Raw genomic sequence first — 20,432 nt, 5'->3', positions numbered from 1 at the left:
ATATGTACGCGCTAGCTGCATCGACAATAGTTGCGATTCTGACTCTTTTTCTAATTAGTAAAAGAAGAATTGGCGACCATGCTTCACGTAGGGAGTTTTCAGATTCTGAAAAAATCATTCTCAATTTATTAACTATAACTGCCGGCGTTGGATTTGTTATGGCTATAGTATTTGGCGGAATTACATTTTTGGCAAATTTTAACCTGTTGACCTTCCTATTTGGTGTGGCAATTTTTGTTTTTTCTATAGTTGCTCTAGTTTTCGTATCAAAAAGCAGCCATTAGAACCCGATTGACGACCGCCGTCTATGCAGCCTGATCGTCGGCTTCGCCTGCGACAACCTGGGCCGTCGCACGGGGATCAGCCGCAGCAACGGCGTCGGCTCCACCTACGGCTATGACGGCGCCGGCCGCCTGACCAGCCTCAGCCACGACGTCGGCGGCACGGCGGCGGACGTCACCTACACCTATGCCTACAATCCCGCCGGCCAGATCACGTCCAAGACCACCAGCAACGACGCCTATCTGTGGACGCCGTCGGTCGGCTCGACCGCCTATACGCTGAACGGCCTGAATCAGGTCACGGCGGCGGGAGCGACGTCGCTGACCTACGACGCCAACGGCAACCTGACCCACGACGGAACGCGCGCCTACGCCTTCGATGCGGCCAACCGCCTGACCGGCAACGGCACGGCGACGATCAGCTATGATGCTCTGGGCCGGCTGGACAACTACGTCGGTACGTCCGGCGCGCGCTACCTCTACGACGGGGTGGAGGCCGCCGGCTTCGCCACGTCGGGTTCAACGATCAACACCCGGTTCATCCGGGGGCCGGGCGTGGATGAGATCCTGGCCAGCTACACCTCCGCCGGCTCCACGCCGGCGCAGTTCTGGCTGTCGGACGAGCGGGGTAGCCTGGTCGACACCGTCAATGGCTCGACGGGCCTCAGCACCGCCATCAACACCTACGATGAGTACGGCAATCCCGGTTCGGGCAACGTCGGGCGGTTCCAGTATACCGGCCAGATGTGGCTGCCGAGCTTCGGGGCCTATCACTACAAGGCGCGCGCCTATCATCCGGGGCTGGGGCGGTTCCTGCAGGCCGATCTGATCGGATACGCGGCGGGAATGAACCTCTACGCGTATGTGGGGAATGATCCAATCAACTCGATCGATCCCCTTGGTCTGTTCGAGGACGAGCCAACTGACGTTGACGACGTGCCTGCTTATGGCGAACGCTGTCCATGGTATGCAGTATGCTTGTTCGATAGGGAGTCGATCGAACGCTTTTTGGCCGATGTAGCTGATCTTGGGGAGATCGTCGTTACAGCTTCACTCGGGCATACCCAAAGAGAACGGCGGGGAATTCTCCCGTCAACAGAGTATTTCCAATGCTTTGCCGCCGGCACAGGAGGCGACGGCACAATCCTAGGAAACTTCCTTGCGGCAGCAGGACTGGCGCTAGCGGGCTCTCCCATTATCGACAAGCCCAGAGCTGGGTTTGGTGGAGGAGGGCCAAGCGGGATCAAGACGACGATGATATCTGAGTCCGTACGCTCTCTTCCCGGGATGAGTTTGCGGGCTCCATCGGCATTGCGTGGGGCGGCCGCTGCTGTTTCTCGGCCCGGCACTCGACCGAGGAACTATGGAGCTTCGTTGGGACGTATCGGAAGTCGTGGTGCGGGATATCTCAGCCTCGGCCTCACCACAGAAGGCGTGGGGCGAGTGGTAGGCATCGCACAACAATGCAATCAACTAGTTGGGAGATAGGGCGATGAATGCAAGGTTGCGCGAGATCCACGCCAAGCTCGCTAAGTGGACAGGAGAGCCAGCGGAATCGATCACGCCTACCACCCGTATTTATCATGATCTAGGGATTGCCGGCAGTGATTTCGTCGATTTGATGGATTGGTTTTCTAGCACCTATCAGGTCGATACCTCAGGCATCGATTTGTCATGCCTGTGTCCGCATGAACTCGGCGGTAGACGGAAGCAGACCTATGAACCACTGACCGTTGAGGATCTGAGCTCGCTTTCACACTACGACCATTGGACCGACTGGTCCGGTGCGTCGCGATTGCGGCGACTCGGCGGAATGTAAGGAGTTAGATGTGCCCCCTGAAACTACTCCAAGAATGGTGCTGTCATTTGTGGACGGACCCTGCGCTTGGTCTGCGCCCTTTGAAGTGATTGATACCTCATGTTGGTCTGCAGACCGGAGTGGATGGAGCCAAGAACGGCTAGGAAGCGTCACGAGCCCTGCGTCCCGCTCGACGACAAGGGATACGACGCCGACTTTATCCTAGCCGATCTTGAAGCCAAGGAGATCGCCGCCCCTACAATAAGTTTCTGGCCAAGTTGGCCTCGGAACGACGCAAGCCGAACGGCCAGTTCGTGGTCCCGCCCGGGCGAGGAGAAGCCTTTGTCGAGGTCCTGCCGGTGAAGCGTTTCCACGGCGTCGGGCCGGTGACGGCTGAGAAGATGAACCGCCTGGGTATCGAGACCGGCGCGGACCTCAAGCGTCAGTCCCTGGCCTTCCTTCAGCATCATTTCGGCAAATCCGGTGCCTGGTACTACGGCGTGGCGCGCGGGGAGGATCCGCGCCCCGTCAATCCGGACCGAGAGCGCAGGTCCAGCGGCTCGGAGACCACCTTCGCCAGCGACCTGGTCGATCCCGCGGCGATCGAGGCGGGCGTGGATCGGATGGCCGACGAGGTCTGGGCCTGGTGCGAAAAGGTGGCGGCGCTCGGCCGGACCGTGACGGTGAAGGTCAAATGGGCGAACTTCCAACAGTCGACCCGCAGTCGGTCCTTCAAAGAGCCGGTCGCCTCGAAGGTGCGGTTGCGTGAGATCGCCCGCCTGCTGGTGCGCTCCCTCTATCCGCCAACCAGGGGCGTGCGGCTTCTCGGCGTGACCCTGTCCAATCTGGAGAAGGCTTCGCCTGGAATCCCGTCATGGACGCCGGCGGGCGAACTGGCGCTGTGACGGCCATCCTCCAGACCGATCTGTTCGGCCACGTCCCGCGGCCGGCCGCGCCTGCAGGTTTCGACTATTGGCCAGACGTCCTCACGGCGGCCGAACAGGCGGCGGTGGTCGCTCACCTGCAGAAGCTGAGCTTCAGGCCCTATGAGCATATGGGCTATCAGGGCTTCAGACGGATCGCAGCTTTCGGACGCTGCTACGACCGTGAGCGACGTCGACTGGAGACGGCCGAACCTTGGCCGGATTTCCTTAAAGCGCTTCTGGATCGCTTGGCTGGACTGCTCAGTCTTGATGAGGGGGCGTTCGTGCAGGCCCTCGTCAATAAATATGCGCCCGGCGCCGGGATCGGCTGGCACCGCGACCGTCCCGTCTATGGGAAGATTCTGGGCGTCTCCTTCCTTGCGCCCTGCGTCATGCGCCTTCGTCGCAAGGCGGGGTCGAAGTGGCGTCGCGGCGCTGGGGCCGGGCTGCGTCTATCGCCTTTCCGGCGAAGCGCGGAGCGACTGGGAGCATTCCATCTCGCCGATGACGGCGCTGCGCTACTCCGTCACCTTCAGGACCCTGGCCTGACAGGCGGGGCTAACCCGTCAGGATTTCGGCGGCTTCAGGGTAGCGCTGGGCCAGACGCGAGGCCCAGTCCGCCGATGCGGGGCGCAGCACCTGCCGGGCTTCGCGAGGGCGCGCCAGGACGAGGGCGGCCGCCTCGCGATGGGCGGGCCAGTCCATCAGCAGGCGCATGGCCGCTTCAAAGTCCAGGTGGGTCGAGGCGTGAACGAAGGCCTGGACGAGCGCTTCGACATCGTCGAAGTCCGCCAGGCGCGAGAGGTAGTCGCGAAGGACGGGCGCCGACATGTCGCGCTCGAACAGGCGCCAGCGAAGGTCCTGGGCTTCCTGGCGATGGCCCCCGGGGTCCATCACCTCGATGGATGCGGCCTCCCAGGCCGGGGTCAGTCGCGGCGCGCCGTCAGTCGGGTCGCGCCCATAGGTCCAGCGAAGGTTAAGCGGGGAGGGGCTAAGGGCGGCTTCCAGGGCGGCGCGGTCTTCTGCATTGCGGCCGACCTCCATGAGCCGGCGGGCGATGTCGGCGGCGGCCTGTTCAGGCGTGACGAGGGACAGCCATAGATCGAGATCGCCGGCCCGATCCGCGAGGCGACGCAGCAGGTTGCGGCCGGCCGGAGTTTTGCAGGTCGATACGTCCAGGCCGTTCAGAAGTCGGCGCGCCGTGAGCGGGCCGAGGGCCTCGCTGGCGGCGGAGATCCAGCGCGCGTAATCCTGCGGACGTCGGCGCAGAGCGTCGATCAGGTCGCGCAACGCCTCGTCTCCTGCGGTTTCGGCGAGGGTGAAGAGATCTTGAGAGGCGGCCTCGAAGGCGGCGGGCAGTTCCCCCTTGGTGTCCTTCACGCGGGCGGCCAAGCCAGGATAGAGGTCGAACCAGCGAATGAGGTCGGCGAGCGCCTCGCCGGGGACCTCGGGCGCCAGGCGCTCCAAGATCATGTCGCGGTGCGTGTTCAGGTCGTCGATCAGTTCGCCGCGCTTGCGCCAGGACACACGTGTTCGGGCGACGGAGACGGCGGTGATGCGCTTGTCGATCTCAAGGGCGAGGAGGTCGGGGCCGGCCTCGGCCGCCAGTTCCAGACGAAGACGGCGCTTGAGATTGGCGTTCCCGGCGCCGGCCTCGATGAGCAGGCCCGCCAGGCGGGGCGCGCCGAGATGGACGAGGTTGGCTTCGGAAAGCCTGGTCGAAATCCTCGGTTGTCGCGCCATGAGGTCCTTTGGGAGGAGCGGGGTCGTCCGAGGGGCGCCTATAGCACGGGCGCCGAGGGCGATTTCGTCACCACCCTGCTATCCAGCAGTCGCTAAGTGTCGGGCAAGAGGCGCGCCTTGCGCATGCGGCGCAGCGGGGTGAGGGCCGAGTTGGGATTCGCCGGTCGATCGATGGAGGCCGCGATCGGCCCGCTCGGCGAGTCTTCCATATCGTACACCACCATGCCTCCAAGCTTCCGATGGACCGGGTCTGTGCCGTAGGTGCGATGCTTTTTGAGCGTACCGCCGGATAGCCCGAGATGCCGACCCGCCTCAGGGGTGCGCAGAAATCGCCTCACCGGAACTGTCTCATGACGCTTCCCTCAAAGGAGATCGATTAGGCCTGGGAAGCGACGGGGGGAGCCCCGCTACTTCATCACCGTAACGACGTGGTCGGGCTTCGCCTCAAGACCAGGGGAAGCGAACGGGCACTTGAAACGGTTTGTCCAAAAGTACCGTTCTAAATGCCGTTCTAAACGGTCAAGCTAAAACAGAACGCGCCGGTCTCGTCTTCAAATTATATTGTAATTTCAATTCTCTATCTCCGAGTGGCTCCACTTCGCGAAAGCCTGTCGAACTATCTGCTTTCTGCCAAATCGTGAAGTAGGGGCTTTGTTGGAGATGGTACGATTCTTCTATGAGGAACGAGGGGAGGCTCCTGATCTCTCACCAACTTGAATCGTTTGCCTCTACATGCGGGACCGTCTTGGCAATGTCGCGGGCAAAGTCCCGGGCGCCTTCGTGAATGGAGCGCGTGACCTTGTTGGGGCCGCAGCGAGAGACCTGACCGTCAGGAGCCGACGCGACCTTAGCCTCCATGACCTTCAGCATCGCCCTCTGGGAGTCGATCGACCTTCTCAACCAGACGGCAGACCGCGCCTCAGCGGCCTCGCCCTCGTGGCGCTCGGCCGTGTCCAAGTCTTGAAGATAACCGGCGATGTGCTTGGCGAGCCCATCAGGACAAGTCGGCTTGATTTTCGTGGTTAAGCCCGCCGGTAGGGCGGCCGCATGGCCCGCGGGAAGGGAGACTGGCGTGGAGTGCGCCTGAGCAGAGACTGAGCCGAGGAGCATGATGCGGCCGAGGCAAACAGCCCGCCGAACCCCATCGCCTAAGGCGCAAACGATCCGTTCAACCCTTACGAACGTATCTCGCGGAGCTAAAGGAATTGCGCCATGAACATAGCAATCGCCTATCTTCTGACCCTAGTGATCTTCGCCGTGATCGACACGGCCTGGTTGGGGAGCATGGGGGATCGGCTCTATCGACCTTTCATCGGCTCTATGCTGGCTGATAATTTCAGGCTGGCGCCCGCAATCGCCTTCTACGCTCTGTACGCGGCCGGGCTGACGATCTTCGCCGTCTTGCCGGGGCTGGCCGAGGGCGGGTGGAAAAAGGCGTTGTTGTGGGGCGGGTTGTTCGGCCTGTTCGCCTACGGGACCTATGACCTGACCAATCTGGCCACGCTGAAGACCTGGAGCCTGAAGCTCTCCCTGATCGACATGACGTGGGGCGTGATCGTCAGCGGCGGTTCGTCCGCGATCGCCTGCGCCCTGGCCGCCAAGGCGTTGCGTCTTCTCTAGTCGCGCGGCGGACGAGGGAAAAAGACGCTGGTGCGGGCGGCGTAGGCGGCGAAGGCCTGGGGCCGTGAGCGACGCATATGGGCCTCCAGCAGGGGCACGCCCGATACGCGGGTGAGCAGCCAGTAGATGTAGGCCGGTCCGCTCAGCGCCAGCCAGCCCCAGGGCCAGCCGCCGCTCAGGTCGATGGCGAAGATCGGCCAGGCGCACCAGCCCAGCCATTCGAAAAAGTAGTTGGGATGGCGTGACCAGGACCAGAGGCCGGTGTCGCAGACCTTGCTGCGGTTGGCGGGGTCGGCCTTGAAGCGTTTGAGCTGACGGTCGGCCAGTCCTTCGCCGATCAAGGCGACCCCGAGCACCAGGGCCGCAAGGGCGTCCTGGACCGTCAGGCCCGGCGCCGGATTGCGGGCGGCGACGAGGATGCTGAGCGCCAGGAAGGCGGCGGCGCCCGCCTGCAGCATCAGGAAGCCGAACATCCGCGGCTGGAAATGCGGCGCCCACTCCTGTCGAAGGCGGGCGTAGCGCGGGTCTTCTTCTGATGAGCGGGCGCGCGCGGCGATGTGCAGCCCCAGACGCAACCCCCAGACGCCGATCAGGCAGGCCGCCAGCATCTGGCGAGCGGACGGCGCGCCGTCATCGAGCGGGAACAGGGAGACGAAGACGCCCGCGGCGCCCAGGCCCAGCGACCAGAAGGCGTCGGCCCAGCCGCCCTGTCCCGTGCGACGCTGCATCAGCCAGGCGGCGGTCATTACGAGGACGAGGAACAGCGCCGCCCCGGCCCACAGCGCCAGGAGAGAGCCGATCACAGCCGCACGAAAGGCTGCATCAGCCGGCCCAGCCAGCCGTCGAGCTGAATCTGGCCGTCCAGCGCGACGACGCACAGGCACGGCTCGTCGGAGACGACGCGCGGCCGGTGCAGCACGTCCTCGTCGGCCTCTTCCAGATCGCCGACCTCGAACTGCTCGGTCTCGGTGGCGTAGGCGCCGGACAGGACGCAGGTCAGTTCGACGCCGCCGTGGGTGTGGCGAGGCGTCTCCCTGCCGGGATCGATCTTCAGCAGGATGACCCGGCAGTCGCCGTCACGCGGGGCGTGCACGTCACGCACCCGCATGCCCGGCCCGATCCAGCGCCAGGGGCCCAGGGCGTAGCGGCGCAACGGCTCGGGCAGTTCGGTCATGTCGTTCAGCGACGGCGGAACACGCGCCTCGCCGGAGTCGGTCTCGATCCGCGCCATGGCTCGGGCCAGGGCGCCGTCCGACAGGTCGGCGGGACGGGTGGTTTCCAGAAACGCGCCGCCGACGGCTTGCAAGCGGTGGACCCAGGCGTCGTTGGCGGGCCGCAGCGCCAGGTGAGCGGCCACGACCACGGCCTCGGGCGGACTCAGCGTCCCGGCTGCGTAGGCGAGCAGGCGTTCTTCGGAAGGATTGCGGGCGGCGACGGTCATCGCGACGCCTCCTCTGACGGTTCTAGGATCGTGCGCAGCTTGATCATGGCGTTGCGGATGCGGGATTTGACCGTGCCCAGCGGCAGGTCGAGCCGCCGGGCGATTTCGGAATGGGGGCTGTCCATGAAGAAGGCCTGGCGCAGCACTTCGACCTGATCGGGCGTCAGCCGGGACAAGGCTTCGCGCACGCGCCGGGCGTCGTCCGCCATGGCCAGGATGGCGTCGGGCCGCATCGCCTCGTCCGCGGTCGGTTCGATCTCGGGCGTGGGCAGGGCGCGGGCGTCGCGCCGCAGCATGTCCAGGCGGCGGTTGCGGGCGATGGTGAAGATCCAGGTCGCGGCCCGCGCCTTGCGGGAGTCGAACAGTTCGGCCTTGCGCCAGACGGTCAGCATGGCGTCCTGAGCGAAGTCCTCGGCTGCGGCGGCCGTGGCGCCCGACTTCATCAGCCAAGCCTTCAGGCGCGGGGCGAAATGTTCGAACAGGCGGGCGAAGGCTTCGCGGTCGCGGCGCAGGGCCACCGCCTCGATCAGCCGATCATGCGCAAGCGCATCTTCAGCCTCGCCGCTCATTACGCCGACGCGCTGTTCAGGGGGGGCGAAAGACGGAGCCTCGACATGCATGGAGCCTAATACGCTTCGCGCAAAAGTCTGGATCAATCGTCATCCGTTCGGCCGCTCCGGTCGTATCAGCCGGACCAGCATCGCATTCGATCGCGGGTTTCGCCGGAGCTCCCATGTCGTCATCCTTCGCCGCCCCGTCCAAAGCGCCCCTGAAGGTTGCTGTCGTGGGGTCGGGCGTGGCCGCCCTGTCTTGCGCCTGGCTGCTGTCCCGGACGCACAGGGTCACGCTGTATGAAAAGGCTGAACGGTTGGGCGGCCATTCCAATACGGTGATGGCCGGAACGTCGCAGGGCGAGGTTCCGGTCGATACGGGCTTCATCTGCTTCAACGACGCCACCTATCCCAATCTTATCGCCCTGTTCGAGCATCTCGGGATTGCGACGCGGGCGACCGACATGTCCTTCGCCGTGTCCCTGGACCAGGGGCGGTTCGAATACGCTGCGCCGGGCCTGTTCGCCCAACGGCGCAACCTGCTGCGACCGCGCTTCTGGTCCATGCTGAGCGAGATCCTGCGGTTCTATCGACAGGCGCCGGGGGATCTGTCCGGTTTGACCGACCCTGAATTGACGCTGGGCGACTATCTGAAGCGTCAGGGCTTCAGCGAGGCGTTTCGCGATGATCACCTGCTGCCGATGGCGGCGGCCATCTGGTCCTCGCCCGCGCACACCTTGCTGGACTATCCGGCCGAGGCCTTCATTCGTTTCTGCGGCAACCACGGCCTGCTGAAGCTGGTCGGGCGGCCGCTGTGGCGCACGGTCGAGGGCGGCAGCCGCGTCTATGTCGAGCAACTGGCGGGGACGATCCCTGACATTCGGCTGGATCGCGGCGTGACGGCGGTGCGCCGCGCCGGCGAGGGCGTCGTGGTCCACGACAGTCAGGGCGGCGTCGAACGGTTCGACCATGTGGTCATCGGCGCTCATGCGGACCAGGCGCTGGCCATGCTGGCCGAGCCGACGTCGCGCGAACGAGAGGTGCTGGGGGCTTTCCGCTACAGCCGCAACCTGACCGTGCTGCATACGGACCAGAGCCTGATGCCGCGTCGCCGCCGCGCCTGGGCCAGTTGGAACTACATCGGGGCCGACGACGGCCTGTGCGTCACCTACTGGATGAACCGGCTCCAGGGGCTTGGAGGCCAGGACCTGTTCGTCACCCTGAATCCGCCGCGTCCGCCGCGTCCGGACACCCTGTTGCGCAGCGAACTGTACGAGCACCCCATCTTCAACCCCGCCGCCATTCAGGCCCAGAAGCAGTTGTGGAGCCTGCAGGGGCAGGACGGCGTCTGGTTCTGCGGCGCTTATTTCGGCGCGGGCTTTCATGAGGACGGCCTGCAGTCAGGCCTCGCCGTGGCTGAACAGTTGGGCGGGGTGCGGCGGCCGTGGACGGTCCTGAACGAGAGCGGGCGCATCCATCTGCCGCCCGTGGCCACCGTGCTGGAGGCGGCGGCGTGACCTTGGCCTCGGCCCTGTATCGCGGAGGCGTCACGCACAGGCGGTTGCGGCCGCGCGATCACCGCCTGAATTACCGCGTCTTCTGGCTGCTGCTCGACCTTGCCGAGATCGACGGCCTGGATCGGCGACTGCGCTTGTTCTCGCGCAATCGCTTCAATCTGCTGTCCTTTCATGATCGGGACCACGGCGACGGATCGGGCGCGGTCCTGCGGCCGCAGATCGAGGCTTTTCTCGACCGGGCAGGGGTCGACCTTGAGGACGGGGCGATCCGGCTGCTGACCATGCCGCGCGTGCTGGGCTATGTCTTCAACCCCATCAGCCTCTATTACTGCCATCGGGCCGACGGCCGGCTGGCGGCGGTTGTCTATGAGGTGACCAGCACCTTCGGCGTGCGCCACGTCTATGTCATTCCCGTCCCGGTCGAGGATCAGGCGGCGGGATTGATCCGGCAGGGTGCGGCCAAGGCCCTCTATGTCTCGCCCTTCATGGGGATGGAGATGGACTATGAGTTTCGCGGCCACACGCCGGGCGATCGTCTGGACATGACCATCGACGGGCTGGACGCCGAGGGCCTGCTGATCACAGCCGCCATGACGGGCGAGCGCCGCGATCTGAGCGACGCGAGCATATTGTCCGCGGTCATCGCTCTGCCGTTCGTGACACTCAAGGTCATGGCGGCCATCCACTGGGAGGCGCTGAAGCTCTGGCTCAAGCGTGTTCCCTTGACCCGCCAGCCGCCGCGCGCCTGGGATCCGGTCACAATCCAGCGTAGCGCGCGGGAGAGCCGTCTTGGCCGCTGACGCCCCGCGCCCCGTCATCCTTTGGTTTCGGCGTGACCTGCGGCTGGCGGACAATCCGGCCCTGGCGGCCGCCATCGCCACCGGGCGGCCGATCCTGCCCGTCTATATTCTGGACGAGAGCGGGGAGGGGTGTCGTCCCGGCGCCGCCTCCCTGTGGTGGCTGGACAAGTCGTTGCGAGCCCTGGACGTCGCGCTGCGCCAGCGCGGAGGACGGCTCGTCCTGAGGCGCGGCGACAGCGAGGCCGAACTGCGCCGCCTGATCGACCAGACGGGCGCCGACCAGGTCTTCATGAACCGCCGGTTCGAGACCCAAGCCTTCATCCGCGACGCCGACATCGCTCACGCCATGATGGCCGAGGGCGTCGCGTGCCACGGCTTCAACGGCAGCCTGCTGGCCCGGCCGGGCGCGGTGCTGACTGGCGCCGGAAAGCCCTACCGGGTGTTCACTCCCTTCCTGAAAGCCCTGCTTCAGGCCATGCCCGAAGGGCCGGCGACGCCCGCGCCCGAAACCCTGGTCACGCCCCAAGGCCTCGCCAGCGAGGACATCGACGCCTGGAATCTGCATCCCTCGACGCCCGACTGGTCGCAAGGCTTCGACTGGACGCCGGGCGAGGCGGGCGCTGCTGAGGCCCTGTCCGCCTTCATCGAGGGCGGCCTGGCGGACTACGCCGTCGGCCGGGATGTGCCGGGTCGCCGCGCCACCTCGCGCCTATCGCCGCACCTGCACTGGGGCGAGATCAGCCCGCGCCGCGTGGTGCAGGCGGTCCGCGCCGCCGCCAGCCAGGGCCGTGTCGCCCCCGCCCAGGCGGACAAGTTCGTCGCCGAGATCGGATGGCGCGAATTCTCGGCCCATCTGCTGCATCAGTTTCCCTACATGACCGAGCGCGCCTTCAGGCCCGAGTTCGACGCCATGCCCTGGCGAGCCGACCCCGAGGGGCTGGCGGCCTGGAAGACAGGGCGCACCGGCTATCCGCTGGTCGATGCGGGGATGCGCGAGCTGTGGGCGACCGGCTGGATGCACAACCGCGTACGGATGGTGGCCGCCTCCTTCCTGGTGAAGCATCTGCTGATCGACTGGCGCGAGGGCGAGCGCTGGTTCTGGGACACTCTGGTGGACGCCGACCTGGCCAGCAATGTGCAGAATTGGCAGTGGGTCGCGGGCTCCGGCGCCGATGCTGCGCCCTATTTCCGCATCTTCAATCCGGTCGCACAGGGCGAGAAGTTCGACCCCGCCGGGCTGTATGTCCGTCGCTGGGTTCCGGAGCTGCGGACGCTGCCGGATCGCTGGCTGCACGCCCCCTGGACCGCGCCCGCCGCCGTCCTGGCCGAGGCCGGGATCAGGCTGGGCCGCACCTATCCGCGGCCGATCGTGGATCACGCGGCGGCGCGGGCGCGGGCCCTGGACGCCCTGAAACAGATCGCCGCGAGGCCGTTGGACGAGGAGCCGGTATGACCTTTTTGCGCGCAAAGGCCTTATGACGCCATGACCACGACCTTATGCGGCGCTCACGGCGAGAAGCGGGGCGCATCGCCCGTCCTCGATCTGCTGCTGCGCCTATTGTCCTCAAACTGGACCTGGGGGCGTCTGACGCTGGTGCTGCCGGACGGAACGACCCGACAACTGGCCGGGCCGTCGCCGGGGCACGCGGCCGTTCTGGTCATCCGCGATCCGCGCTTCGCCGCCAGGGTGCTGAGGGGCGGCGATATCGGCTTCGCCGAGGGCTATATGGCGGGGGAGTGGGACACGCCGGATCTTGCGGTCCTGCTGGAGACCCTGGTCAACAACTACGATCACATCCGGCGACTGTTCGACGGCAACCCGCTGATGAACGCGATCAACTGGCTGGGGCATCGGCTGAACCGCAACAGCCGTCGCGGATCGCGGCGCAACATCCACGCCCATTACGACCTCGGAAACGCCTTCTACGCCGCCTGGCTGGACCCTTCGATGACCTACTCCTCGGCGCGGTTCGAGCGACCGGGCCAGCCGCTGCAGGAGGCCCAGCGCGCCAAGTACGCCGCCCTGGCGCGGCTGATGGATCTTAAGGCCGGCCATAGCGTGCTGGAGATCGGCTGCGGCTGGGGCGGCCTCGCCGAGTTCGCCGCGCGAGAGGTCGGAGCCGTCGTCACCGGCGTGACCATCTCGCGCGAACAGCATGACTACGCCCGTCGTCGCATGTTCGAGGCGGGGTTGGCCGAACGCGCGGACATTCGCCTACTCGATTATCGCGACGTTCAGGGGCGTTTCGACCGCGTCGCGTCGATCGAGATGTTCGAAGCTGTGGGCCGCGAATACTGGCCGATCTATTTTCAGAAGGTGCACGACGTGCTCAAGCCCGGCGGCCGCGCGGGCTTGCAGATCATCACCATCCAGGACAGCCTGTTCGATGAATACGACGCCCGCACGGACTTCATTCAGAAATATGTCTTCCCTGGCGGCTCTCTGCCGTCGGAAGAGCGGATGGCCTCACTGGTCGAAAAGGCAGGCCTAAGGCAGAGGACCGTCGAACGTTTCGGCCTCGATTACGCCGACACGCTCGCCGAATGGACACGTCGCTTCGACACCGCCTGGACGGAAATCCGCAAGCGCAGCCAGACGTTCGACGAACGTTTTCACCGTCTTTGGCGCTTCTATCTCGCTTATTGCGAGGCCGGTTTTCGTTCGGGGCGAACGGACGTCATCCAGATTGGCCTGGATCGCCCCTTTGATCACCCATGATTTGTGGAGCTGACGATGAGCCTGAAACGCCATTTTCTTATCTTTCTGGTCGCGGCGAACTTTGCAGTGCCTCTCTCCGCCTGCGCCACGCTGCAGCGCGGCCCTGTCGGCAATCCGAACGTTCCCCAGCCCGCCAAGGCCGTGGACCTGACGCGCTACGCGGGGCTTTGGTACGAGATCGGGCGCTATGAGAACGGTTTCGAACTAGGCTGCGAAGGCGTAATGGCTGAGTACGCCTTGCGGGATGACGGTCTGGTCAATGTGCTGAACACTTGCCGCCAGAACGCGGTGGATGGTCCTTTGAAGACTTCGCAAGGCAAGGCAAAGGTCGTGCCGGGCTCCGACAACGCCAAGTTGAAGGTTTCTTTTTTCGGTGCCTTCTACCTCGGTGATTATTGGGTGTTAGACCGGGCTGATGACTACTCCTGGTCCATCGTTGGAGAGCCCTCGGGCCGGTATCTCTGGCTGCTGAGCCGCGATCCTCAGCCGGACGATCAGGCGCGCGTTGCCATCATGGAGCGCACCAAGGCGCTGGGATATGACCTTTCTCTGATCAGACAAACTAGACACTAGGGGCGCGTGCGATCCGACGACCCTTCTGCTGCGTAATGATTTTAAAGCAGGAGGAACGGCATGGATTGCAGAACGGCGCGGCTCACTGTGGCAGTAGCGGGCTTGTCGGCCACGTTGGGCGCTTGCACCACAACCGAGGTCAAGCCCGGGTCTGGTTTTCTGTCCTCCTACGAAGGACTTGAGCCGCGCTCGGACGTGGTGAGGGCCTCGGTGCTGCAGCGTCGCGACGAAGCGCTGACATCTTCGATCGACCGTATCTGGATCGCGCCCGCCGAAGCTTTTGGCGTTTCAGACCCCGTGCTGTCGCATGAGGAGCGGAGGCTGGTGTTGGCGGAGGTCGACCGTCAGCTTTGTTATGAATTGAGCGAGCGATACCAGATCGCCGAACATCCAGATCCGGGGGCCGGGACAGTCCGGGTGGGGGTGACGCACATACGGCCTACGCATCAGGCGGGCTCCGCAGCGGCAGCAGTCGCGAACTTCTTTGTTCCGGGGCCGATAAAGCTCCGAGCGCCAGGCGGCCTTGGTGGGCTGGGCGCCGAGGTCGAACTGTTGACGCCGGTCGGGCAGCAGGCCGCAGCGATCGTCTGGCGACGCGATGCCATGGTTGTGGGTACTGACAAGCCTTCCCTTTCTCGGGTCGGCGATGCTCATCAGTTGGCCGAGCCCTTGGGCGATATGGTTGCTGACGCCTTGGCGCCGGAAACCCGCGAAGCGCGTTCGTCGCCCACGCCCGACCCATGCCGACGGTTTGGTTCGCGGGTTCGACTCGAAGGCTTCGTCGCCAGCATTGCGACGGGCCTGTATCAGCCTGAGTGGAGCGTCGGTCGTGCGGTCTCGCCTGACGCCGACTAAGGTCTGGAGTCGGCGTCGGACGCTTAGTGGAAATCGCGCGATCCCGGCAGGATGCGCACGTCGCGAGGATGCCGGGGCGGTTGCGGGTGGGCGATGATGTCTGCGCGGGCCAATTGCATGTTGGTTTCGTGGTCTTCTGACAGGCGGGACAGTTCGCCCCCGATTGAGCTGCCCCGTCTTTCGCTCGTGCAGATTTGGCGCAACCGTCGCGACCACGACCATGGGCTCAGATGGCTTCGAAATGAGATCATGGCGGAGGCGAGGGAAGTGGGTTAGCCGGGAGAAGTCAGCCCGCGCTTTTAACCGGACGACCTGAATGGCGTTGGATGAAAGTCATCGTAGGTTGCCGCCTGGTTGCGCCTTCAAACGATGTCCACATAATCCGATGACTATCCGAATCCCCATCCTTCGAGCTTGTTTCCGTCATGCGGCGATGGAGCGAAGAGCGTGTCCAGGCGCTGTCACTGGTTCGGGTTGGCCCAGAGCGAATGCTCCCATACCAGGCGCGATCAGGCGAAAACCAAACGCCAGACGGCGCTTTTGTCGCTTTAACGGATCGGGCGCCTACCTCTGACAGCAGCCGCCTGATCGGTTTGCCAGAACGTTGGCGTTGTGTGAGGTTACACGCCATGAAACGTCGGCCCAGAACTGTAGAAGATATCGAAGATTTCGCCGAGCGGCTTGACGGCCCGCTGGGCGCAGCGCTGCACTCGACCGGGATCGCTCTGGAACGAAGGCTTCGTGAAGAGGGCCTGGCCTGGGCTGATCTTGACGACGATCAAGTGGCCCATCTGTTCCTTACGGCCTTTCTGGAAGCCGCTCCCGCCGCATACCCACATCTGGAACGCGAGTACGTAGAGCAAGCCGTGCAGGCCATGGCGGCCAACGTAAGGATGGAGCTGGCAGCCAATGCTGGCGGCAGCGACGCCTGGAACTGAAGAGCTCTCGCCGGCGCTCGGCGCAGTTCAGGCGGCGGCGGGCAACTCAGCGCTTTCATGTCGTTGTCGAGCGCTCCTCAGCACAGCCGTACGACCGCATCCGCGCGGCGTTCGCCTCTTGCAACCTTCCCGTTCAACCAATCCCTTTATAGGGGCCATATGGCCAGTCCAAAGGAAGCTTCCCAGTGCGTAGAAAGAGCCCTTTTCCAGCCCCGGAGGAGGACCGCTCGGGCCGAGATGATCGCGCCTTAGCGGCGACAATGCTTGCCTTCCTAGTGGTCGCGGGTGCGCTTCTTTGGATGCATTAGACTTAGAGAGGTTACGATGCGCGGAGCGTCAAGCATGGCCGCCTGCAGGTGGTAGGGCCTGGCTGCTAACCGACTGCTGTTCGTTGGATTTATGAGCGACTCCCGCTACGTGAATGATCCGGGGTCAGATCAGCTTGGGAGGGCTGAGCATGGGGAGTTCACTATTGCGGTTAGCGACTGCTTGGCGAGCGGCGTCCGACACGGATGAAAATATTTTGGATCGTCTGGAAAGAAACATCCTTCGTCACAGTCCAAAATCAGCAGAAGAAGCGGCGATCATGCTCGATGTGGTCGCCGTTAATGTTACTACAGGGCAACGATGTGATGGGCTGGATGTGCGCGCAGTTCATTCAGTCGCAGACTGGCTGAGAACAACTCAAGAGCACACGGATCACGGTCGTTCATAAATCTGCATAAGTGCTCATCGAAGTCCGCCGTTGGGCGGCCTTTAACGCTTGGTCGCCGGATTGACACGTCTGGCTCCGTTTCTGGCGGCGACGGCGCAGTTGCCGCGGCGTCCTGATTGGCGCTCAAGGTCGTCGCAGCGCGAAACCAAACTGGATTTGACTGAGCGCGCGCGGAGCTTTCCTTAGCAGGCCCCGAGGAGAGGTTTTGATTGGCGTAGGTTCGGCCTCTCAGACTTTCGCATCCACCGATGACGCCTGGCGGAGAGGGGGCAACTGACCTTCATCAGCCCCGACTTTCTATGTTTGTCGGTCGGGATGACCAGCGGCGCGCCGGAGCAGCAGCCGTAGAGGAGCGCTGTTTCGAACCAGACTATCGTCGGGCCGGCGCGATGCGGACGGCTTGCTCTAGCTGCGGCGGACGAGGGCGGCCAGCGCACTGCTCGCGCCGATCATTTTTAGGTTTATGGCCGGGAAAAGCTCTTTAAATGCCTTCTAAAGATGCGTCCGCGGCGCGCATCCCGCTGTGCATCTGCAGCAATCCGACTACGACGGACCTTCGCGTCCAACCTTGACCTGGTCGCATGTCAGGCTGCGGGCCCGACCACAGCCTTCGACGACGAACTGTCGCCCGATCAGGGGGCTGGAACGCTTCTCACCTTGCAGCGCTTCGATCTCTCATGGCGCCATCCGACAGGCGCGGTCGAACGTATCAGCCGTTCGTGGCTGATTGACTTGATCTGATGGGACATTGATGACTGATGAGCTGATCGAGGCCTCCTCCCTTAGCGGGTCCGCCGCCATGCTGAGTTGGGTTCAGGACGCAACCGGAATCGGGGTCTTTCAGGTGTCTTCAGACGGCGCCATGCAGGCCACGCCTGCGCTCTTTCGCCTATTTGGTCTGGAGCCTTCGCAAGGGGCGACGGCGGCCGATTTCGAGGCTCTGATCCTGCCCGAGGACCGGGACAAGGCGTCATCGGCGGCATCGCGAGGCGACGGATCGGCTCGGCTGGATGTTGAATATCGGATTCGCCGGGCAGATAACGGCGAGGTGAGGCGAATCGCCCGGGTCGGTGAGGTCCAGCGGGGCGTCTGCGGCGAGGTCGTTGGTTTCGCCGGAGTGGTGCGGGACGTCACTGAGGAGCGCGCCGCCGCCGAAGCGCTGGTCCTGAGCGAAGACCGCTATCGCGCCTTGTTCAACGCCGTCGACGACGGCTTTTGCATCATTGAATTCATCGACGGGCCGCACGGCCCTTTGAGCGACTATATTCATGTTGAGGCGAACCCCGGTTATGCCCGCCATACCGGCATCGCGAACGTCGTAGGGAAGACGCTACGGGAGATCGCGGGCGAGCAGGCGGAGGAATGGCTGCACACCTATGGGGAGGTTCTTCGGACGGGACGAACCGTCCGGTTTGAACGCTGTTTCGAAGCGGTGGGGCGTCATATTGAGGTGTCCGCCACGCGGGTCGAGCCGCCTTCCAAGCGTCAGGTGTCCGTGCTTTTCCGGGATATTGGCGAACGACGCGCTCTTGAGGCGGAACGGGTCAGGTCGGCCGAAGCGCTTGGGGCGCTGAACGAGACCCTGGAGCAGCGGGTCCAGGAGCGTACGGCGGAACTGATGAAGGCTGAAGAGGCGCTGCGGCAGTCTCAGAAGATGGAGGCCATCGGTCAGCTTACGGGTGGCATAGCCCATGATTTCAACAATCTGCTCGCCGGCATATCCGGAAGTCTCGAATTGATCGGCAACCGCATCGCGCAAGGCCGTTTTTCAGAGGTGGAGCGCTTCAGCACGGCCGCGCAGCACGCGGCTAAGCGGGCGGCCGCGCTGACGCATCGCCTCCTGGCTTTCTCACGCCGCCAGACTCTCGACCCCAGTCACACGAATACGAACGCCCTGGTGCGTGGAATGGAGGATTTGATCCGCCGGACCGTAGGACCGGCCATCAATGTCGAGGTCGTCGCCGGCGGCGGCCTCTGGCCGACCTTCGTCGATCCTCACCAACTGGAGAATGCGCTCCTCAACCTCTGCATCAATGCGCGCGACGCCATGCCGGCGGGCGGAAGGTTGACCATAGAGACGGCGAACCGCTGGTTCGATCCGCGAGCAGCGGCGCTGCTCGATCTGGAACCTGGGCAGTATGTCTCTCTCTGCGTCACTGACACCGGGCCGGGCATGAGCCCCTCGGTCGCTGAAAGAGCGTTCGAACCCTTCTTCACCACAAAGCCCACCGGACAGGGTACAGGCTTGGGCCTGTCCATGGTCTACGGCTTCGCGCGGCAATCCGGCGGACAGGTTCTAATCTACTCCGAGCCTGGAGAAGGGGCGATGGTGTGCATCTATCTGCCAAGATCCGAAGCCTCAGCCGAGCCGATTGAAGAGCCGGTCGCAGCGACCCTTCCTATGGCGACGGCCGATAAAGGCGAAACGATCATGGTGGTGGACGATGAGCCCTCCGTACGCATGCTGGCTTCGGAGGTGCTGCACGAGCTCGGCTTCAACTCCATTGAGGCGGCTGACGGCCCGTCAGCCCTCAAGATTCTTCGGTCCGACGCGCGCATTGACCTGCTCGTCACCGATGTCGGCTTGCCTGGAGGAATGAACGGCCGGCAATTGGCGGACGCGGCGCGCGAGCACCGTCCTGAGCTGAGCGTGCTTTTCATTACTGGGTACGCCGAGAATGCGGTCGTGGGCAATGGCCAGCTCGAAGCGGGCATGCACATCATGACCAAGCCGTTCGAGCTGGCGGGCCTCGCCGATAAAATACGCAGCCTGACAGCGCGGGACGAGAGCTAAGCGAAGGCCATGCGCCGGCGGCGTCTCCGCCATGTCGCGATCCAATCCATCGTCGGCCCGCCCAAGGCAGGATCGGCGGCGCGCGGAAGGCTGCTCGACCCGCTAGTGAAGCGGATCTGTTTTGATGTTGATTCCTAATCAACATTGAACCAGCTGCGTGGATCCTGCAGGCTCCCGTGCAAGACGCCGAAGACAAGCGTGCGGCTGGGCTTAGAGAACCTATCCAGAAGAGTATTGCTGCGGCGCAAGCGATGGCGTCGAGGAAGAGGCTCGGGTCAGCCGATGGGCTCAGTTTAGGGGCGCCTTGGGCGGGGAAGACGGAGTTGCGCCGGGCGCGGCGCCGAGGCAACAGCGGGCTGTATGACGACAGGGGAATTTCCGCGACAACGACTTACACTTGGGCTGTCGGCGCGCTTATGCTGAAATCCAGCTGTGGAGGACAGACGTGGAGCAACGCCGTATTCTCATCATTGACGGTCATCCTGACCCAGACCCCGCGCGCTTCGTCCATGCTTTGGCTGCAGTCTATAAAGAGGGTGCCGCCACGCACGACGTCCACCTCATCCGTATCGCGGATCTGGAATTTCCTGTGCTGACGAGTCCGAAGGACTGGATGGAAGATGAACCGCATTCATCGATCATCGCAGCGCAGGGTCGGATCAGATGGGCGCAGCACATCGTGATCCTTTATCCTCTCTGGCTGGGCGACATGCCGGCTCGGCTAAAAGCATTCTTTGAGCAGGCTTTTCGGCCGGATTTCGCCTTCAAATACGGCGCAGGCATGATTCCCGACAAAATGCTGGGAGGACGTTCAGCGCGCGTCATCGTTACAATGGGCACGCCGAGCGCCGCCTACGAGTTTTTCTATTTCGCCCATAGCGTACGGAGCCTGGAGCGCAACATCCTCAAATTCGTCGGAATCGGGCCCGTGCGACGCACGATCATCGGGGCGGTGGCGTCCTCGGCGGTCCATCGTCTGCGGTGGCTGGAAAAGGTCAGAAAGCTTGGAGCGGCAGGCGCATAGAGGCGCGCGTCGGCGACAGTCGAAGCAGGGCCCCAACGAACGATACGGCTGTTGGAGGGCCGTCCAGGGAAAGGCCAGTTGGACGCACGTATTCTTCTGGTCCGGTGGAAAATGGCATCCACGGCATATGCGCAGTCATA

18 protein-coding genes and 1 pseudogene are annotated in these 20,432 nt (G+C 64.0%); 15 read left to right on the top strand and 4 right to left on the bottom strand.

Features of this window, described 5'->3' with window-relative positions; genetic code table 11:
- Positions 1-2: 2 nt before the first annotated feature.
- The 5 genes and pseudogenes from ABE454_RS05360 to ABE454_RS05340 form a co-directional block, all read left to right on the top strand.
- The gene (locus ABE454_RS05360) at positions 3-284 is read left to right on the top strand and encodes a hypothetical protein (protein WP_346529773.1); all 282 of its coding nucleotides are present in this window, start codon (positions 3-5) and stop codon (positions 282-284) included.
- Between the two features lie 486 nt (positions 285-770).
- Positions 771-1,769 (top strand): RHS repeat-associated core domain-containing protein, encoded by a 999-nt coding sequence (locus ABE454_RS05355; protein ID WP_346529771.1) that lies wholly within the window; start codon positions 771-773, stop codon positions 1,767-1,769.
- A 16-nt stretch (positions 1,770-1,785) separates the two neighbouring features.
- Positions 1,786-2,100: a DUF1493 family protein gene (locus tag ABE454_RS05350; protein WP_346510667.1), complete on the top strand. Its 315-nt coding sequence runs from the start codon at positions 1,786-1,788 to the stop codon at positions 2,098-2,100.
- 257 nt (positions 2,101-2,357) lie between these two features.
- Entirely contained in the window at positions 2,358-2,984 is a 627-nt protein-coding gene (locus ABE454_RS05345) for a DNA polymerase thumb domain-containing protein (protein WP_346529768.1), read from the top strand.
- Positions 2,954-3,358: pseudogene (locus ABE454_RS05340) on the top strand (alpha-ketoglutarate-dependent dioxygenase AlkB); the annotation flags it as partial. The gene ABE454_RS05345 and the pseudogene ABE454_RS05340, both read left to right, overlap by 31 nt.
- A gap of 202 nt (positions 3,359-3,560) precedes the next feature.
- Here ABE454_RS05340 and ABE454_RS05335 read toward each other — a convergent pair.
- Positions 3,561-4,745 carry a DUF6880 family protein gene (locus ABE454_RS05335; RefSeq protein ID WP_346510660.1) on the bottom strand — a complete coding sequence of 395 codons (1,185 nt, stop codon included), beginning with the start codon at positions 4,743-4,745 and terminating at the stop codon, positions 3,561-3,563.
- 1,212 nt (positions 4,746-5,957) lie between these two features.
- On the opposite strand from ABE454_RS05335, the gene ABE454_RS05320 reads away from it, so the two are divergent.
- Positions 5,958-6,365, top strand: a complete 408-nt coding sequence (locus ABE454_RS05320; protein ID WP_346510658.1) for a DUF2177 family protein — start codon at positions 5,958-5,960, stop codon at positions 6,363-6,365.
- On the opposite strand, the gene ABE454_RS05315 is transcribed toward ABE454_RS05320, so the two are convergent.
- Genes ABE454_RS05315 through ABE454_RS05305 form a run of 3 tightly spaced genes read right to left on the bottom strand, consistent with a single transcriptional unit; the run spans position 6,362 to position 8,375 of the window.
- On the bottom strand, positions 6,362-7,168 hold the full coding sequence (locus ABE454_RS05315) for a DUF1295 domain-containing protein (RefSeq protein WP_346510656.1): 807 nt from the start codon (positions 7,166-7,168) through the stop codon (positions 6,362-6,364). The genes ABE454_RS05320 and ABE454_RS05315 overlap by 4 nt on opposite strands.
- Positions 7,165-7,806 carry a ChrR family anti-sigma-E factor gene (locus tag ABE454_RS05310; RefSeq protein WP_346510654.1) on the bottom strand — a complete coding sequence of 214 codons (642 nt, stop codon included), beginning with the start codon at positions 7,804-7,806 and terminating at the stop codon, positions 7,165-7,167. The genes ABE454_RS05315 and ABE454_RS05310 overlap by 4 nt, the downstream gene beginning before the upstream one ends.
- Entirely contained in the window at positions 7,803-8,375 is a 573-nt protein-coding gene (locus ABE454_RS05305) for a sigma-70 family RNA polymerase sigma factor (RefSeq protein ID WP_303699413.1), read from the bottom strand. Before ABE454_RS05305 ends, ABE454_RS05310 begins: the two co-directional genes overlap by 4 nt.
- Before the next feature lie 164 nt (positions 8,376-8,539).
- Here ABE454_RS05305 and ABE454_RS05300 point away from each other — a divergent pair, with 164 nt between their 5' ends.
- The 9 genes from ABE454_RS05300 (at position 8,540) to ABE454_RS05260 (ending at position 20,292) form a co-directional block, all read left to right on the top strand.
- Positions 8,540-9,874, top strand: coding sequence for an NAD(P)/FAD-dependent oxidoreductase (locus ABE454_RS05300; protein ID WP_346529767.1), 1,335 nt, complete (start codon positions 8,540-8,542; stop codon positions 9,872-9,874).
- Positions 9,871-10,674, top strand: a complete 804-nt coding sequence (locus ABE454_RS05295) for a DUF1365 domain-containing protein (RefSeq protein ID WP_346529765.1) — start codon at positions 9,871-9,873, stop codon at positions 10,672-10,674. The genes ABE454_RS05300 and ABE454_RS05295 overlap by 4 nt, the downstream gene beginning before the upstream one ends.
- Positions 10,664-12,127, top strand: a complete 1,464-nt coding sequence (locus ABE454_RS05290; RefSeq protein WP_346529763.1) for a cryptochrome/photolyase family protein — start codon at positions 10,664-10,666, stop codon at positions 12,125-12,127. Before ABE454_RS05295 ends, ABE454_RS05290 begins: the two co-directional genes overlap by 11 nt.
- Before the next feature lie 30 nt (positions 12,128-12,157).
- On the top strand, positions 12,158-13,393 hold the full coding sequence (locus ABE454_RS05285) for a cyclopropane-fatty-acyl-phospholipid synthase family protein (protein WP_346529761.1): 1,236 nt from the start codon (positions 12,158-12,160) through the stop codon (positions 13,391-13,393).
- A 15-nt stretch (positions 13,394-13,408) separates the two neighbouring features.
- Complete coding sequence (locus ABE454_RS05280; RefSeq protein ID WP_346529759.1) at positions 13,409-13,966, top strand: lipocalin family protein; 558 nt, start codon at positions 13,409-13,411, stop codon at positions 13,964-13,966.
- 60 nt (positions 13,967-14,026) lie between these two features.
- Entirely contained in the window at positions 14,027-14,821 is a 795-nt protein-coding gene (locus tag ABE454_RS05275) for a DUF3313 family protein (protein ID WP_346529757.1), read from the top strand.
- Positions 14,822-15,450: 629 nt separating this feature from the next.
- On the top strand, positions 15,451-15,759 hold the full coding sequence (locus ABE454_RS05270; RefSeq protein ID WP_346510635.1) for a hypothetical protein: 309 nt from the start codon (positions 15,451-15,453) through the stop codon (positions 15,757-15,759).
- Positions 15,760-17,225: 1,466 nt separating this feature from the next.
- Positions 17,226-19,268: an ATP-binding protein gene (locus ABE454_RS05265; RefSeq protein ID WP_346529755.1), complete on the top strand. Its 2,043-nt coding sequence runs from the start codon at positions 17,226-17,228 to the stop codon at positions 19,266-19,268.
- Between the two features lie 445 nt (positions 19,269-19,713).
- Positions 19,714-20,292, top strand: coding sequence for an NAD(P)H-dependent oxidoreductase (locus tag ABE454_RS05260; RefSeq protein WP_346510631.1), 579 nt, complete (start codon positions 19,714-19,716; stop codon positions 20,290-20,292).
- Positions 20,293-20,432 lie beyond the last annotated feature (140 nt).

The sequence above is a fragment of the Brevundimonas diminuta genome, assembly GCF_039673845.1.
GTDB lineage: Bacteria > Pseudomonadota > Alphaproteobacteria > Caulobacterales > Caulobacteraceae > Brevundimonas > Brevundimonas diminuta_E.
The sequence above is the reverse complement of the archived record's forward strand: the minus strand, read 5'-3'. Positions and strand labels throughout refer to the sequence as shown.